The following is a 15991-nucleotide window of genomic DNA, read 5'->3' as shown; positions in this document are numbered from 1 at the left end:
GGTCAGAAGGGTGTTGATGTCTGTCGTCACAAACGGATCATCGACACCCTTCGTCATTCCCGCGACTCAGGGATAGTTAGGACTTACTCGTCTAGGTCAGCACCAGCCCTAGATCGCCGGGGCGTGGATCGGCACGGTTTCGCCCGGTGACGGGCACCGCTGCCGCGATACTCGATGAATGTGCACAGGCGGAACGCCCGGCGATCACGACGTACGTGTCCTGCACGACTTCGAGCCGCGCGTACCCGTCGCCCTGGAGCCGGTCGACTCGGTGACGGTCACCGTACTGATGGACAACTCGGTCGACATGCTCCTGCCCGATCGGGGCCCGGCCAGGAGGCTCCGGTCGACAGCCAGGGTCCCGGCCTCGACCATGGAGAACGGACAGGTGCCCGACGGACTGCTCGCCGAACACGGTTTCTCCGCCCTGGTGACGGTGGTCAAGGCCGGCCAGGAGCATCGTTTCCTGTTCGACGCGGGGACCAGCCCGAACGGCGTGGTGGAGAACATGCGCCGGCTCGACATCGACCCGGGCTCCATCGAGGCGATCGTCTGCAGTCACGGGCATTTCGACCACACCACCGGGCTCGACGGGCTGATCCGCGCGCTGGGTGGCCGGGTCAACCTGCCGGTGCTGATCCACCCGCACTTCTGGCACCGCCGACGGATGACCCTGCCCGGTGTCGAACCCAGGGAGCTTCCGACCACCAGCCGGCGGGCGCTCGAAGGTGCCGGGTTCACCGTGATCGAGGAGCGTCAGCCCGGTTTCCTGTTCGACGGATCGGTCCTGATCACCGGGGAGGTGCCGCGTACCACCGGATACGAGCCGGGTTTCCCACCGCAGCAGGCATGGCTCGACGGGAAATGGGAGCCGGACCCGCTGGTCCTCGACGACCAGGCACTGATAATCGACGTCCGCGGCAAGGGCCTGCTGGTCATGACCGGCTGCGGGCACGCGGGCGTGGTGAACATCAGCCGGTACGCGCGACGACTTACCCACGACCGGCCGCTGCACGCGGTGATCGGCGGTTTCCATCTCAACGGACCGGTGTTCGAGCCGCTGATCCCGAGGGTCCTGACGGACCTCGCCGAGCTGACGCCCTCGGTGCTCCTCCCCGCCCACTGCACCGGGTGGCGGGCGCAGCAGGCGATGGCGGCGCGTTTCGGGGACGCGTTCGTCCCGAACACGGTCGGGACCGCGCTCACCCTCCGGGCGACCTGACCGCTCCGGAAGCCGTTGACGGCTCCCGGAGCGGTTCCCGCCGGGATCAGTAGCGGTAGTGGTCCGCCTTGTACGGGCCTTCGACATCGACGCTCAGGTACTCGGCCTGCTTCTTCGTCAGGGTCGTCAGGCGTACGCCGAGCGCGTCCAGGTGCAGCCGGGCCACCTTCTCGTCCAGGTGCTTGGGCAGCACGTAGACGTCCTTGGCGTACTGGCCGGGCTTGGTGAACAGCTCGATCTGCGCCATCGCCTGGTTGGTGAACGAGTTCGACATGACAAAACTCGGGTGGCCGGTGGCGTTACCGAGGTTCATCAGCCGGCCCTCGGACAGGACGATGATCGAGTGTCCGTCCGGGAAGCGCCACTCGTGCACCTGCGGCTTGATCTCCACCCGTTCGATGCCCGGAGTACGGGCCAGGCCGGCCATGTCCACCTCGAGGTCGAAGTGGCCGACGTTGCCGACGATCGCGTTGTGCTTCATCGCGGCCATGTGCTCGGCCATGATGATGTCGGTGCCGCCGGTGGTGGTGATGAAGATGTCCCCGGTCGACACCACGTCTTCGAGTTCGACGACCTGGAGCCCCTCCATCGCGGCCTGTAGTGCGCAGATCGGGTCGATCTCGGTGACCACGACCCGGGCACCCTGGCCGCGCAGCGACTCGGCCGCGCCCTTGCCCACGTCGCCGTAGCCGCAGACGACGGCGAGCTTGCCGCCGAGCATCACGTCGGTGGCCCGGTTGAGGCCGTCGGCGAGGGAGTGGCGAATGCCGTACTTGTTGTCGAACTTCGACTTGGTCACCGAGTCGTTGACGTTGATGGCCGGGAACAGCAGTTGGCCGCCGCGGGCGAGCCGGTAGAGCCGGCCGACGCCGTTGGTGGTCTCCTCGGTGACGCCGCGCATCTCGCCGACGACCCGGGTGAAGCGCTGGTTGTCGGTGGCGAGGCTGTCGGCGAGGGTCTGCAGGATCAGCTTGTACTCGACGTGGTCGTCGTCGTCCGGCAGCGGTACGGCACCGGTCTTCTCGTACTCGAAACCCTTGTGTACGAGCAGCGTCGCGTCGCCACCGTCATCGACGATCATGTTCGGGCCCTGCCCGTCGCCGAAGTCGAACAGTTGCATGGTGCACCACCAGTACTCCTCCAGGGTTTCGCCCTTCCAGGCGAACACGGGGGTACCGCTGGGCGCCTCGACCGAGCCGCCGGGGCCGACGACAACTGCGGCGGCGGCCTCGTCCTGGGTGGAGAAGATGTTGCACGAGACCCAGCGGACCTGGGCGCCGAGGGCGACGAGGGTCTCGATGAGCACGGCGGTCTGGATGGTCATGTGCAGTGAGCCCGCGACCCGTGCTCCGCGCAGTGGTTGGGCGTCGGCGAACTCCCGCCGGATCGCCATCAGGCCGGGCATCTCGTGTTCGGCCAGGCGCATCTGGTGCCGTCCCGCGGCGGCGAGCGACAGGTCCGCCACCGCGAATTCGACGCCGTTGATCTCTTGCAGTCGTGCGTTCATGGATTCCTCTTCCGTACTCCGTGATGCTGGAGGTCGGTGGGACGGGGTCCGCACCGGTACGGCGCCGCGGCGGTGGTAGCCCGCAGCGCGGCAGAAGATGCCAAAAAGGGCACCTCCTGCTCGGAGGCGCCCTTGTGTCTGGCCACAGATCGAGCGTGGCGGATGGAATCCGTCGCAGCGCCTCTCGACCCGAGCCGCGCCCCGTGGGGCGCACAGAAATCATAACCCGGTCGGAGCCGGGCGCCACCGGTGCCATCTCGACAACGGATGGCGCCCGATGATGCCATCGTGGCGCCAACGATGCGCCCCCTGGCGCCATCAGTGCCGAATTCGGCTTGCCATGGCGCCATCGTGGTGCCATGATGGTGCCATGGACATCACGCAGTACGTCGACAACCTGCGGCGGCAGCTCGCGGTCGCCGCCGAGGCCGGGGGCGACGACGCCCGCGCCCTCGCCGAGCGCCTGACCGCACCGCTGGAGTCGGCCGTCCGGCTCACCCTGCTCGACGCGCTGTCGGCGGCGGCGGACGAGATCACCCGCGACCTCGCACCGGGCTCCGTGGATCTCCGCCTCCGGGCCGGCGAGCCGGAGTTCGTCGTGGCGCCACCCCCGGCCACACTGGCGCCGGGACACGCCGCCGGGGACAGCTTCGACGCGTACGAGAGCCCGACCGAGTCCCGGACGGCCGCCGCGCCGACCCCCGTGCCGGACACCGACGACGGCGCCGTCTCACGGATCAACTTCCGCCTGCCCGAGCAGCTCAAGGCCCGAATCGAGGAGGCCGCGGGCCGGGAACGCCTCTCGGTCAACGCCTGGCTGGTCCGGGTCGCCGCCACCGCGCTCGCGCAGGAGGAACGTGACCGCCAGCCCGAGCGGCAGAAGAGCTGGGCCGGACAGCACTACACCGGCTGGGTCCGCTAGCCGCCGATCCACCCGCCACATCGCTGCACCAACCAGCGCCCACTCCCGCAAGACATCCACCAGACCCATCAGGAGGGCACCGCCATGCCTAATTTCGACACCCCCGGCCCCATCTCCGCGACGATCGACCTCGTTGTCGGCCGCGCCCGGATCACCGCCACCGACCGCGGCCAGACGGTGGTCGAGGTCCAGCCGAACGACCACGCCAACGAACTCGACGTGAAGGCGGCCGAGCAGACACGGGTCGAGTTCACCGACGGCAAGCTGCTGGTCAAGGCGCCCAAGCTGCGCACGCTCTTCAGCAACAAGGTCGGGTCGGTCGAGGTGACCGTCGAGTTGCCCGCCGGCTCGGACGTACGCGCCTACGCCTCGCTGGCCGACTTCGACACCGAGGGTCGGCTCGGCGAGTGCCGGTTCAAGACCAGCCTCGGCAACATCGGGCTGGACCGTACCGGCGCGCTGCACGCGCACACCAGCAGCGGTCGGGTCACGGTGGGCCACATCACCGGCAACACCGAGGTCACCACCCACTCCGGTGACGTGGAGATCCGCGCGGTCGACGGCCAAGCGGTGATCAAGAATTCAAACGGTGACATCAGCATCGGCGAGGTCACCGGGGACCTGCGATCGAACGCGGCCAACGGGGACATCTCCGTCGACCGGGCACTCGGCGCGGTGACGGCCAAGACCGCGAACGGCAACGTCCGCATCGGAGAGGTCGTCCGGGGCTCGGTGGTGATCGAGTCCGCCGCCGGTGACCTGGAGGTCGGCATCCGCAGGGGTACGGCAGCCTGGCTCGACGTGAGGTCCGTGTCCGGCCGGGTCCGCAACGACCTGGACACCTCCGAGGGCCCCGGCGCGTCGGACGAGACCGTCGAGGTACGCGCCCGCACCTACGCCGGTGGCATCCTGATCCGCCGTTCCACCATCGCCCCCGCCGGGTGACCCCAGCCCAGCCCTGACGGCCACCGCCGGCAGCGCTGACTACCCAGCCACCCTGCCACCCGAACAACCGTCGGCCCCCACACGCACAACCTCGCCTCGCGAGGACGGTTCCGCGCCGCGTTCCCGCCGGCCTCCCGCCCGATCAGGGGCGAACGCCGACTCCGGTGAGCCCGTGCCACCGCCGTCCGCACCGCTTCCCGCTCGTCGCCCGAGCCTCCCACCGCAGTCGAACCACACCCGGCGCCCGCCGCCGGGCGATGGCGGCTGCCCTGACCCGGCCAGTACACCTCGCACCAACCCAAGGAGATGAGATGACCACACCCGGATCGGCGATCGCGGTCGCCGGACTGCGTAAGTCGTTCGGTAAGCAGGTCGTGCTCGACGGCATCGACCTGGACGTACCCGAGGGGACGATCTTCTCGCTGCTCGGCCCGAACGGCGCCGGCAAGACCACCATGGTGCAGATCCTGTCCACGTTGATCAGCGCTGACGGCGGGGACGTACGGATCGCCGGCCACGACCTCGCCCGGAACCCGGACGGCGTACGCGGCGTGATCGGGGTGACCGGCCAGTTCTCCGCGGTCGACAACCTGCTCACCGGCGAGGAGAACCTGCTGCTGATGGCGGACCTGCGTCACCTGGGCCGCCCGGCGGGACGCCGCCTCGCCGCCGACCTGCTCGATCGGTTCGACCTGGCCGAGGCCGCCAGGAAGCCCGCATCCACCTACTCCGGCGGGATGCGTCGCCGGCTCGATCTCGCGATGACCCTGGTCGGCAGCCCTCGGGTCATCTTCCTCGACGAGCCGACGACGGGCCTCGACCCGCGCAGCCGGCGCACCATGTGGGAGATCATCCGCGATCTGGTCGCCCGCGGGGTGACGATCTTCCTCACCACCCAGTACCTGGAGGAGGCGGACCAGCTCGCCGACCGGATCGCCGTACTCGACCACGGCCGGCTGGTTGCCGAGGGGACGCCGAGCCAGCTCAAGGCCCTGATCCCCGGTGGCCACGTGGAGCTCCGCTTCGCCGACGCGAACGGGCTCGACACCGCGGCCCGTGGGCTCGTCGAGTCCACCCGGGACGACACCGGCCTCACCCTGCGGGTGCCGACCGACGGCAGCTTCCGGGCCCTGCGGGCCGTACTCGACCAGCTCGACCGTGACTCGGTGGAGGTCGACGGCCTCTCGCTGCACACCCCCGATCTCGACGACGTGTTCCTCTCGCTCACCGGACAGGCCGACCAGAAGACGGAGTTCGTACGATGACCACCCTCTCCTACGCCGCGCACGACTCGGCGACCATGCTCCGGCGCAACCTCAAGCGCATGGTGCGCTACCCGTCCCTGACGATGTTCGTGATCGGTGGGCCGCTGGTGTTCCTCCTGCTGTTCGTCTTCGTCTTCGGCGGCACCCTGGGGGCGGGACTCGGCGGCACATCGGGTGGGCGGGCGGAGTACCTGAGATACGTCGTCCCCGGCATCCTCATGATGACCGTGGCCGGTACGGCGCAGGGCACGGCGATCTCGATCGCCATGGACATGACCGAGGGCATCGTCGCCCGGTTCCGTACGATGGCGATCTCCCGGGCGGCCGTACTGACCGGGCATGTCGTCGGGGCCATGCTCCAGACACTGCTCGCCATCGTGGTGGTGATCGGGGTGGCGGTGCTCCTCGGCTTCCGGCCCTCGGCCGGCCCGGTCGAGTGGGTCGCGGCGTTCGGCGTGCTCACGATGATCACTCTCGCGGTCACCTGGTTGGCGGTTGGTCTGGGGATGGCGGCCAAGAGTGTCGAGAGCGCCAGCAACTCCCCCTCCATCCTGTTGCTCCTCCCCTTCTTCGGCAGCGGATTCGTGCCCACCGACTCCCTCCCGGTGGGGCTGCGCTGGTTCGCCGAGTACCAGCCGTTCACGGCGGTCATCGAGACCCTCCGCGGACTGCTGACCGGGGGTCCGATCGGCAACAACGCCATCATCGCCGCCGCCTGGTGCCTCGCCATCGCCGTGCTCGGCTACCTGTGGGCGCTGCGGTCGTACAACCGGGACCCGGCCAGGTGACCGCGCCGCGACGCGGCGGGTCGGAGATGTTGTCGCAGGTATCCGATTAGCACGGTGGCCCGTCCGGTGACCCGGCACGGGCCATCGTGCCGTCCCCGTGGCGCGAGCCTGCGGCTAGGACGACATGACCCGTACCAGGTCGGTCCGGGACCGGATGCCGAGCCGGCTGAAGATGTTGCGCATGTGGTGGTCGACGGTTCGGGTGGACAGGAACAGCCGGGCGGCCACCTCCCGGTTGGTCGCGCCCTCGGCGACCAGCCGGGCGATCTGCAACTGCTGGGCGGTCAGCGCCCCGGTCACCGGCACCGCCGACGCCTCGACCGCCTCCCCCGCCGCCCGCAACTCGGCACTCGCCTGCGCGGCCCACACCTGCGTACCGAGGTGCACGAACGACTCCCACGCGCCGTGCAGGTACTCCCGTGCGTCGCGGGGCCGCCGGCTGCGCCGCAGTTCCTTGCCGAACAGCAGCTCCGTACGCGCCCGCTCGAACTCCGAGCCGGCGGCGGGGTGCAGCAGCAACGCCGTACGGAACGCCGCCTCGGCCTCGTCGCTGCCGCGCGGCGCCAGCAGGGCGTGGCACCGGGCCGAGATGGCACGGCGGGCCGGATCCCCGGTGTTGTTCGCCCACTGGTCGAAGACCGCGAGGGCGGCGAGCGCGGGTCCGGGGTCGGCACACCGGGCGGCGGCCTCGACCAGGTACGGCAGGGCCATCATCTGGATGAGGATCTGGCCGTGCCCGGTGACCGGGTCGGCCAGCCCGGCCATCCTGGTGACCGCGTCGTCGCACCTGCCGGCGGTCAGGTCGAGTACGCCCAGCGCCCACTGGCCCAGGGCCTGGGGTCGACTCTCACCGTCCGGTCCCTCCCCCAGCTCTCCCAGCCAACGGCCGCAGGCCCGGTGGTCGCCCGCGATGGCGGCGAAGACCGCGAGCAGGCCCAGGTGGGTGGCGGCGCAGTTGTCCTGCCCGGTGTCCCGTGCCGTACGCAGTCCCTCCCGGGCGGTCTCGGTTGCCACCTCGTCCGGGCCGAGCCAGTACTCCGCGCACGCCCTCAGTTCCAGCACCCTGGGCAGCAGCGCGACCTGCCCGGTGGTGCGGGCCAGTTCGGCGGCGCGGCTGGCCGACCGGTGGGCGCCCCGGTCGTCGGCCAGCAACAAGCTGTCCGCGCTCGCCACCGCCAGCGCGGCCGCGTCGTCGAGTCGGGTCGCGAGTGCGACCACCCGCCGCAACGCCGGTACGGCCAACCCGTGGTCGCCGCGAAGCATCGCACCGAACCCGACCACGTGGTCGGACATCAGCTCGGTGGCCGGTGAGCTCACCGGGTGGCGCAGCGCGGCGGCGCGGCGGGCCAGTTCGTCGAAACGGCGGTCGTCACCGGCGAAGCTGGCCGCCTCGCCGGCTCGGACCAGGGCGGTGAGCGCGAGGTCGGGTCGGTGGTCGGCGAGCAGGTCCCCGGCGGCGAGCAGGATCTCGATCGCCACCGCGGCGGAGCCCGCGCGCAGTTCCATCTCCCCGCGCAGGAGTTGAACCGTGCCGAGCAGTTCCGGCCCGACCGGGACGGCTCCGGGCACCTCCGGGATGAGCGAGTCGGGGGACGGTACGCCCGCCTGCCCGACCGGCCCGCCGACCAGTCCACCGAGGAGTTCCCGGGCGCGGCGGGGGCACCCGGCGAGCCAGGCGTAGCGGGCGGCGGTCACCAACCGGGTCGCCGCCGCGGCCGGTTCGGAGGTGAGTTGCGCGGCCCGCTCCAACGCCGCCGACGCGGTGGCGTAACCTCCTCCGCCGCTGGTGGCGGCCCGTTCGAGTTCGGCGGCGAGGTCCGGGTCCGGGCCCAATGCCGCCGCCGCGAGGTGGACCGCCCGGCGCAGCCGTTCCCGTTCACCGTCGAGGACACCGGCCAGTCGCAGGTGCCCGGTACGTCGCCGGGCCAGCGGCGCCTCGTCGTGCACGATGGCCCGTACCAGGGGGTGGGCGAAGTGGACCCGGTGGGTGTCGACCCGGACCAGGCCGGACAGCTCGGCCGGGGTGAGGGCGTCGATCACCATCCCGGATGCCTGGGCGGCCCGGACCAGGGTGGACGCGTCCAGTTCGTCGTCGAGGGCGGCGAGCAGCAGCAGCCACCGGGTGTCCGGCGGCAGACCGGCCAGCCGCTGGCGGTAGCGCCTGCGCAGGACGCTGTCCGGGGCGAGGGTGGCGGGTGGCGGTTCGTCGCCCCGGCGCTGCGCGGGGGTGAGCGCGGCGGCGAGATCGGCGAGCGCCTGCGGGTTGCCGGCGGCGAGGGCGACGAGGGCGGCGGCAACCCGGGCGGGCAGCGGTTCGGGTAGCAGGTCGGCGAGGAGTTCGACGCTGGTGGTGTCGTCCAGGCCGTCGAGGTGCCGGGCCGGGATGCCGCCGAGTGCGGTGTCCGGTCCGGCGCCGAAGAAGACGGCGACCGGTTGGTCCCGCAGTCGTCGGGCGGCGAAGGTCAGCGCGTCGGTCGACGGTGGGTCGAGCAGTTCGACGTCGTCCACGGTGCAGAGCACGGGCCGGTCCCGGCCGGCGGCGACGAGCAGGCCGCGTACCGCCATGGAGAGGGCGAACCGGTCCGACGCGGGGCAGCCACCGCCGGCGAGGGCTCGGGCGAGGACGCGGGCGAGTGAGGTGGGCAGGGTGGCGGTGTGGTCGAGCACCGGCTCGACCAGGCGCTGGAGCCCGGCGTACGCGAGTGCGCTCTCCTCGGCCAGGCCGGTGGCGGCCAGCACGGTGGCCTCGGTGGCGATGGTCCTGGCATACCCGAGCAGGGTGGTCTTGCCCATTCCCGGTGGACCGTGGAAGAGCAGCGCTCCGCCGTTGCCCCGGGCCGCCCGGTCGAGCAGGCCCGCGACCGCGTGTCGCTCCGCGATCCGGCCACGGAGGGTGGTTATTTGCACTGTCGATGCAGTAACCATAGACTCAGTGTTACCTATGAGTAACGAGTTGGAAAGAGGCTGGTGACTCAATGGCCCATCGATTCCGGTCGTTCGACGGCGTGGAGATCGCCTACCAGCGGTGGGGCACCCCGGACGACACCCCGCCCGTGGTGCTGCACCACGGCTTCGTGGTCGACGCCACCACCAACTTCGTCGGGCCCGGAGTGGTCGCCGCGCTCACCGCCGCCGGGCGCTGGGTGGTCGCCCCGGACGCGCGCGGGCACGGCGCGTCGGGAAAGCCCCACGAACCCGCCCGGTACGGCGAAGCCGCCATGGCCCGTGACCTCGGGGCCCTGGTCGACCTGCTCGACGTGGACCGGATCGACCTCGTCGGCTACTCGATGGGCGCGGTGGTGTCGGCACTGCTGGCCAGCACCGACAGACGGGTCCGCCGGCTCGTCCTGGGCGGCGTCGGGTCCGCGGTCGTCGAACTGGCCGGCCTCGACACCCGGGCGATGCCTCCGGGTGAGGTGACCAGGGCTCTGCTCGCCGAGGATCCGGCCGTTATCGCCGGCCTGCCGGGGGCACCGTTCCGGATGCTCGCCGACGCGGTGGGCGCCGACCGGCTGGCGCTGGCGGCCCAGGTCGCCGCCGTACGCACCGGGCGGATTCCGCTGGACCGGATCACCGCGCCGACGCTGGTCCTCTGCGGCGTCGAGGACCACCTCGCCAGCCGACCGGAGGTGCTCGCCGACGCGATCACCGACGGAAAGCTGCTCGTGCTGCCGGGCGACCACCTCGGTGTCGTACGCGATCCGGGTTTCGCCCTGGCCATCGTCGACTTCCTGGGGGCCTGATCGCCTCGACCTGAACGGCTCGCGTCCACCATCTCCCACAGAGATGTTGATCATCGAAATGATTCGTTGGATTTGATGCCACCCGGGGGCCAAGCTTGGCTCGACGGCAGGACCCCCGGCTGAAGGAGCGTCAACCATGAACACCCCCCACCGCGTAGCGATCATCACCGGTGGCTCCCGTGGCATCGGCCGCGAGAGCGCGGAACGGCTGGCCGCCGACGGGTACGCCGTCGTCGTGAACTACGCCGGCAACAAGGTCGACGCGGACAGCACGGTCGCCGCGATCACCGCCAGGGGCGGCAGCGCGATCGCCGTACAGGGTGACGTCGCCGACGAAACCGCGGTCGCCGCGGTCTTCGACACGGCCGAGCGCGAGTACGGCGGCGTCGACGTGGTGGTCCACGCGGCCGGCATCATGCCGGTCAGTCCACTGGTCGACCTCGACCTCGACCTGCTCGACCGGATCATCCGGACCAACCTCCGGGGCACCTTCGTGGTCGACCAGCAGGCCGCCCGCCGGATGCGCTCCGGTGGCGCGATCATCAACATCTCCAGCTCGATCAGCCGGTTCGCCCGGCCCGGCTACACCGCCTACGCCGCGAGCAAGGGCGGGGTGGAGGCGATCACCCTGATCCTGGCCCGCGAACTGCGCGGTCGGGACATCACCGTGAACGTGGTGGCGCCCGGCCCGACCGCGACCCAGCTCTTCTTCGACGGCAAGGACGAGGCGACCCTGAGCCGGATGGCGGCCGAGCCGCCGCTGGAGCGGATCGGCACCCCGCAGGACATCGCCGAGATCATCGTCTTCCTCGCCGGTCCGGCGCGTTGGATCAACGGCCAGGTGCTGTACGCCAACGGCGGCGCCATCTGACCCCGAACGGGTCGACAGGGGTCCACGATGAGCGAGGTCACGGGGCGGGGCGGGCGCCGGTCGCCCCGGGTACGGGCCGCCCGCCCGTCGGAGTATGTGATCCTTGGCGGAGTGGAGCTCAGGCATCTGGAGTATTTCGTCGCGGTCGCGGCGGAGCGCAGTTTCACCCGCGCGGCGGGTCGGCTGCACGTGGTGCAGTCCGCCGTCTCGTCCGCGATCTCCGCCCTGGAGCGTGAACTCGGCGCGGTGCTGTTCGAGCGCGGCGCCCAGCGGTTCTCGCTGACCGACGCCGGAGAGGCGCTACTGCCCAGGGCGCGGGCGACCCTCGACGCGGCCCAGTCGGCCCGGGACGCCGTCAACGAGGTGGGCCGGGAACTACACGGTTCGGTTGCCGTCGGCTGCCTGACCGGTGTCGGCGGCATCGACTTCGCCGGTCTGCTGGGCGAGTTCCACCGGACCCACCCGCGCGTACGCCTGCGGTTGCGGGCGGCCACCTGGGACGGTTCGGCCGGACTGGCCCGCTCCCTGGTCGACGGCGAGGTCGACGTCGCGTTCCTCGGCATCGGCGGCCGCCCGTTCCCGCACCTGCGGACCCGCCTGCTGGTACGGATCCCGCAGGTGGTGGTCGTACCGGCCGACCATCCGCTGGCCCGGCAGGACTCGGTGACCCTGGCGGAGGTGGCCGACGAGCCGTTCATCGACTACCCGCTCGGGTACGCCAACCGGACCGCCAACGACGCCGCGTTCCGGGCGGCCGGGCTGGAACGGGTGATCGGCATGGAGGTGACCGACGTGGGGGTGGCGGCCGACTTCGCCAGCCACGGCCTCGGCGTGACCATCCTGCCGACGCACACCGTCCCCCGGACACCGCTGTGCAGGGCGCTGCCGGTGACGGACCAGTCCCTGGAGTGGTCGCTGCACCTGGCGACGGCGGAGCAGCGCCGGATCAGTTCGGCCACCGCCGCGCTGATGGCCATGGTGGACGACCACCTGACCCTGCCGGGCTGAGCACCGCCTCGCCGGGGGTCAGGAGACCTTCGACTCGGTCAGCAGCGCTCGCACCGTACGGGTCATCACCGCGCGGGCCTTGTCGACACCGAGCCCGAGACCGTCGCGCAGCATCGACCAGGCCGGCCACATGCTCGCCGCCACCAGGGCGTTGACGAGTTCGTCCCGTCCGGCGCCGGCCCGGTCGAGTTCGGCGGCGAACAGGTCGTGCACCTCGTCGCGTACCCGGTCGATGTGTTTGAGCCGGTTGAGGTGGAGCTGGGCGGAGACCGGTTCGCGCATCTGCGCGGCCCGCGCCGACGGGGTGATCAGTTGGAGCAGCCGGGCGCGCTGGCGGCAGTACGCGTCGACCCGCTTGGCCAGCGGCAGGTCGGGTGAGATCCGCCGGTACGCGGCATCCTGCTCCTGGAGCAGGCGCTCCCCGCTGGCCTCGAAGAGGGTCTCCATGTCCTTGAAGTTCGTCCAGAGCGTACGCAGGGACACTCCGGCCCGGTCGGCGATCCGTTCACCGGTCGGCCGGAGGTCCCCTTCGGAGATGAGCGCGAGGTGCGCCTCGACGATCGCCGCCCGGGTACGTTCCGCGCGTGCGGTCCGCCCGTCGACGCGAGCCGGTACGTCGGCCTGGCCCATCTCGCCACTCCTCCTCCGCCCCGACACCCGGGGCAAGATCATGCACGCAGAGTGTAGCCAGCGGTCATGAGCCCACCGGCAGGTGGCGGCGCAGTTCCCGCCGGGCGAGCGAACGGCGGTGCACCTCGTCGGGGCCGTCGGCGAGCCGGATCGTCCGGGCCCGGGCCCACATCTGGGCCAGTGGGGAGTCCTGACTGACCCCGGCCGCGCCATGGGCCTGGATGGCCTTGTCGAGGATCCACTCGACCGCCTGCGGGACCACGATCTTGATCGCCTGGATCTCGGTGTGCGCGTGCCGGTTACCGACGGTGTCCATCAGCCAGGCGGTCTTGAGTACCAGCAGCCGGGCCTGTTCGATCCGCACCCGCGACTCGGCGATCCAGTCCTGGATCACCCCCTGGTCGGCGAGCGGGCCGCCGAACGCCTGCCGGGCGGCGGCCCGCCGACACATCAGTTCCAGCGCCCGTTCGGCCATGCCGATCAGGCGCATGCAGTGGTGCACCCGGCCAGGTCCGAGCCGGGCCTGCGAGATGGCGAAACCGTCACCGGGCGCCCCGATCAGGTTGCCGGCCGGTACCCGTACGTCGACGAAGTCGATCTCGGCGTGTCCGCCGTGGTCGCCGTCGTCGTAGCCGAACGTGGACATGCCCCGGCGGATGTTCACCCCGGGCGTGTCGCGGGGTACCAGGATCTGACTGTGCTGGCGGTGCCTCGGCCCCTCCGGGTCGGTACGTCCGAGCACGATGAAGATCTCGCAGCGCGGGTTCATCGCCCCGGTGATGAACCACTTCCGGCCGTTGATCACGTAGTCGTCGCCGTCCCGCTCGATCCGGGTGGCGATGTTGGTGGCGTCGGAGGAGGCGACGTCGGGCTCGGTCATCGCGAACGCCGACCGGATCCGGCCGTCGAGCAGCGGGGTCAGCCAGCGTTCGCGCTGCTCGGCGGTGCCGAACTCGGCGAGCAGTTCCATGTTTCCGGTGTCGGGGGCGGCGCAGTTGAGGGCGGCCGGAGCCAGGCCGGGGCTGCGGCCGGTGATCTCGGCCAGTGGGGCGTACTGAAGGTTGGTCAGGCCGGCGCCGTGCTCACCGGGGAGGAACAGGTTCCACAGCCCGCGCCGGCGGGCCTCGGCGGCGAGCCGTTCCACCACCGGCGGGGTGGTCCACGGGTCACCGGTGCGCGCCTGCTGGGCGAACTCCGGTTCCGCCGGGTAGATCCGCTCGGTCATGAAATCGATCAGCCGCTCGCGCATCCGGACCGTGGTGTCGTCCAGGCCGAAGTCCATCAGTTCTCCCCCAGTGTGCTCAGGCCCTGTGCGATCAGCGGCGGGACCCGTTCGCCGACCCGGTCGAATCCGGCGCCGACGGTCTGTCCGCGTACGTAGCGGTAGTGCACGCCCTCGAGGATCACGGCGAGCTTGAACGAGGCGAAGGCGACGTACCAGCCCAGGTCGCGTACATCCCGGCCGGTCCGGTCGGCGTAGGTCACGGCGAGTTCGTCGGGGGCGGGCCAGCCGGGGGCGTGCAGCCGGGCCGAGTAGACCAGCAGCAGGCCGAGGTCGGTGAGCGGGTCTCCCAGGGTGGACATCTCCCAGTCGAGCACCGCGCGGATGTCGCCGTCCGGTCCGACGACCGCGTTGTCCAACCGGAAGTCCCCGTGCACGACGGTGGGGGCACCGGCCACCGGTACGGCGGCGGCGAGCCGGTCGTACAGTTCCTCGATGCCGGGCAGGTCCCGGCTTCGGGAGGCGTCGAGTTGGGTCTTCCACCGGCGTACCTGCCGGGCGGCGAACCCGTCCGGGCGGCCGAAGTCAGCCAGCCCGACGCTGTCGGGCGCGACGGCGTGCAGGTCGGCGAGGGTGTGCACCAGGGACCGGGCGAGCCCGGCGACAGCGGCCGGACCGAGCGGGGTCAGCTCGGCCGGCACCCGGTAGACCCGTCCCTCGACGTGGCTCATGAGATAGAACGGTGCGCCGATGACGTCCGGGTCGGGGCAGTGCAGCAGCACCCGCGGCACCGGTACCGGGGTTGGCGCGAGGGCCCGCTGCACCCGGTACTCGCGACCCATGTCGTGGGCGGTGGCGAGCACGTGGCCCAGCGGCGGTCGGCGGACCACGAAACGGGTCCGGCCGTCGGTCACCGCGTAGGTGATGTTGGACTTTCCGCCGGGGAGCACCCCGCCGCGCAACGGGCCGTCGACCAGGTCGGGCGCCTCCCGGTCGAGGTAGCCGCGCAACCGGGCCAGGTCCAGACCGGGCAGGGCCCGGCCGGGTTGCGGGTCGGCTGCCGACCGTGGGCCGCTCACCGTCCGTCGGCCGCCGCGTCGAGACCCTGCTGTACGCGGTTCATCCCGCGCAGCCACCGGTCCGGGTCGGCGGCCCGTCGGGCGTAGAAGGTGGCGACCTCCGGGTGCGGCAGGATCAGGAACCCGTCCCCGTCGAGCGCCGACAGCACGCATTCCGCCACCTGCTCGGGTTCGAGCGCGTCGGCGTCGAGCAGGGCGGCGCCGGGGCCGTCGCCGCTGGCGAGCATGGGCGTACGCACGCCCTGCGGACAGAGCGCCTGGACGGTGATGCCCCGGTGGGCGTACGTGGCGCGCAGCCATTCGGCGAAGCCGAGCGCCGCGTGTTTGGTGACCGAGTAGGGCGCCTTCCCGAGCAGGGTTAGCAGCCCGGCCGCGGACACGGTCACCACCAGCCGTCCCCGCCCCGCCGGCAGCCAGTACGGCAGCAGCGCGCGGGCGGCGTGCACGTGGGCGAGTACGTTCACCCGCCAGGCGGAATCCCAGTCGTCGAGGTCGGCGTCCACCCCGCCGCCGGGTGCCACCCCTGCGTTGGCACAGAACAGGTCGACCCGACCGAGCAGCTCGTACGCGGTGTCGACCAGCCGGCCCACCTCGGTCCGGTCCGAAGCGTCGCCCGGTACGGCGTGCCCACCGATCCGGTCGGCGACCGCGCGGGCGGCATCGGCGTCCAGGTCGTTGACGATCACCCGGGCACCGGCGGCGGCGAACCGGGTGGCGAGCGCGGCACCGATACCGGAACCGCCTCCGGTCACGACCACCCCTGCACCGGCCAGGTCCAGTCCGGCGGAG

At 71.5% G+C, this 15991-nt stretch carries 14 protein-coding genes; 8 read left to right on the top strand and 6 right to left on the bottom strand.

The annotated features are described in order from the left end of the window. Window positions 1-178 precede the first annotated feature (178 nt). Window positions 179-1222, top strand: coding sequence for an MBL fold metallo-hydrolase (locus tag ACWEFB_RS11465; protein ID WP_452284594.1), 1044 nt, complete (start codon window positions 179-181; stop codon window positions 1220-1222). 46 nt (window positions 1223-1268) lie between these two features. Here ACWEFB_RS11465 and ahcY read toward each other — a convergent pair whose 3' ends face one another. Then, on the bottom strand, window positions 1269-2729 hold the full coding sequence (ahcY, locus tag ACWEFB_RS11460; RefSeq protein ID WP_452284592.1) for an adenosylhomocysteinase: 1461 nt from the start codon (window positions 2727-2729) through the stop codon (window positions 1269-1271). Window positions 2730-3099: 370 nt separating this feature from the next. Between ahcY and ACWEFB_RS11455 the strand changes: the two genes are divergently transcribed. The 4 genes from ACWEFB_RS11455 (at window position 3100) to ACWEFB_RS11440 (ending at window position 6649) form a co-directional block, all read left to right on the top strand. Beyond that, window positions 3100-3651 (top strand): hypothetical protein, encoded by a 552-nt coding sequence (locus ACWEFB_RS11455; RefSeq protein ID WP_452284590.1) that lies wholly within the window; start codon window positions 3100-3102, stop codon window positions 3649-3651. Between the two features lie 84 nt (window positions 3652-3735). Continuing rightward, entirely contained in the window at window positions 3736-4596 is an 861-nt protein-coding gene (locus ACWEFB_RS11450; protein ID WP_452284588.1) for a DUF4097 family beta strand repeat-containing protein, read from the top strand. A 311-nt stretch (window positions 4597-4907) separates the two neighbouring features. Next, window positions 4908-5861, top strand: a complete 954-nt coding sequence (locus tag ACWEFB_RS11445) for an ATP-binding cassette domain-containing protein (protein ID WP_452284587.1) — start codon at window positions 4908-4910, stop codon at window positions 5859-5861. Further along, a complete protein-coding gene (locus ACWEFB_RS11440) occupies window positions 5858-6649 on the top strand; it encodes an ABC transporter permease (RefSeq protein WP_452284585.1) in 792 nt (263 codons plus the stop codon). The genes ACWEFB_RS11445 and ACWEFB_RS11440 overlap by 4 nt, the downstream gene beginning before the upstream one ends. 114 nt (window positions 6650-6763) lie before the next feature. Here the strand turns inward: ACWEFB_RS11440 and ACWEFB_RS11435 are convergent, their stop codons facing one another. Beyond that, a complete protein-coding gene (locus ACWEFB_RS11435) occupies window positions 6764-9556 on the bottom strand; it encodes an AAA family ATPase (RefSeq protein ID WP_452284583.1) in 2793 nt (930 codons plus the stop codon). Between the two features lie 68 nt (window positions 9557-9624). Between ACWEFB_RS11435 and ACWEFB_RS11430 the strand changes: the two genes are divergently transcribed. The 3 genes from ACWEFB_RS11430 to ACWEFB_RS11420 all read left to right on the top strand — a co-directional run bounded on the left by ACWEFB_RS11430 (window position 9625) and on the right by ACWEFB_RS11420 (window position 12271). Further along, window positions 9625-10392 (top strand): alpha/beta fold hydrolase, encoded by a 768-nt coding sequence (locus tag ACWEFB_RS11430; protein ID WP_452284581.1) that lies wholly within the window; start codon window positions 9625-9627, stop codon window positions 10390-10392. A 136-nt stretch (window positions 10393-10528) separates the two neighbouring features. Next, window positions 10529-11263, top strand: coding sequence for an SDR family oxidoreductase (locus ACWEFB_RS11425; RefSeq protein ID WP_452284579.1), 735 nt, complete (start codon window positions 10529-10531; stop codon window positions 11261-11263). A 27-nt stretch (window positions 11264-11290) separates the two neighbouring features. Further along, the gene (locus ACWEFB_RS11420; RefSeq protein ID WP_452284577.1) at window positions 11291-12271 is read left to right on the top strand and encodes a LysR family transcriptional regulator; all 981 of its coding nucleotides are present in this window, start codon (window positions 11291-11293) and stop codon (window positions 12269-12271) included. 18 nt (window positions 12272-12289) lie between these two features. On the opposite strand, the gene ACWEFB_RS11415 is transcribed toward ACWEFB_RS11420, so the two are convergent. From ACWEFB_RS11415 to ACWEFB_RS11400, 4 genes are all read right to left on the bottom strand, one after another. Beyond that, window positions 12290-12901: a TetR/AcrR family transcriptional regulator gene (locus tag ACWEFB_RS11415; RefSeq protein ID WP_452284575.1), complete on the bottom strand. Its 612-nt coding sequence runs from the start codon at window positions 12899-12901 to the stop codon at window positions 12290-12292. Window positions 12902-12965: 64 nt separating this feature from the next. Beyond that, window positions 12966-14183: an acyl-CoA dehydrogenase family protein gene (locus tag ACWEFB_RS11410; RefSeq protein ID WP_452284573.1), complete on the bottom strand. Its 1218-nt coding sequence runs from the start codon at window positions 14181-14183 to the stop codon at window positions 12966-12968. After that, window positions 14183-15202: a phosphotransferase family protein gene (locus tag ACWEFB_RS11405; RefSeq protein ID WP_452284571.1), complete on the bottom strand. Its 1020-nt coding sequence runs from the start codon at window positions 15200-15202 to the stop codon at window positions 14183-14185. The genes ACWEFB_RS11410 and ACWEFB_RS11405 overlap by 1 nt, the downstream gene beginning before the upstream one ends. Continuing rightward, the gene (locus tag ACWEFB_RS11400) at window positions 15199-15981 is read right to left on the bottom strand and encodes an SDR family oxidoreductase (protein WP_452284612.1); all 783 of its coding nucleotides are present in this window, start codon (window positions 15979-15981) and stop codon (window positions 15199-15201) included. Before ACWEFB_RS11400 ends, ACWEFB_RS11405 begins: the two co-directional genes overlap by 4 nt. Window positions 15982-15991: the final 10 nt, after the last annotated feature.

This window comes from Micromonospora sp. NPDC004704 (genome assembly GCF_053601675.1).
This window is presented reverse-complemented; position numbering and strand designations above follow the sequence as displayed.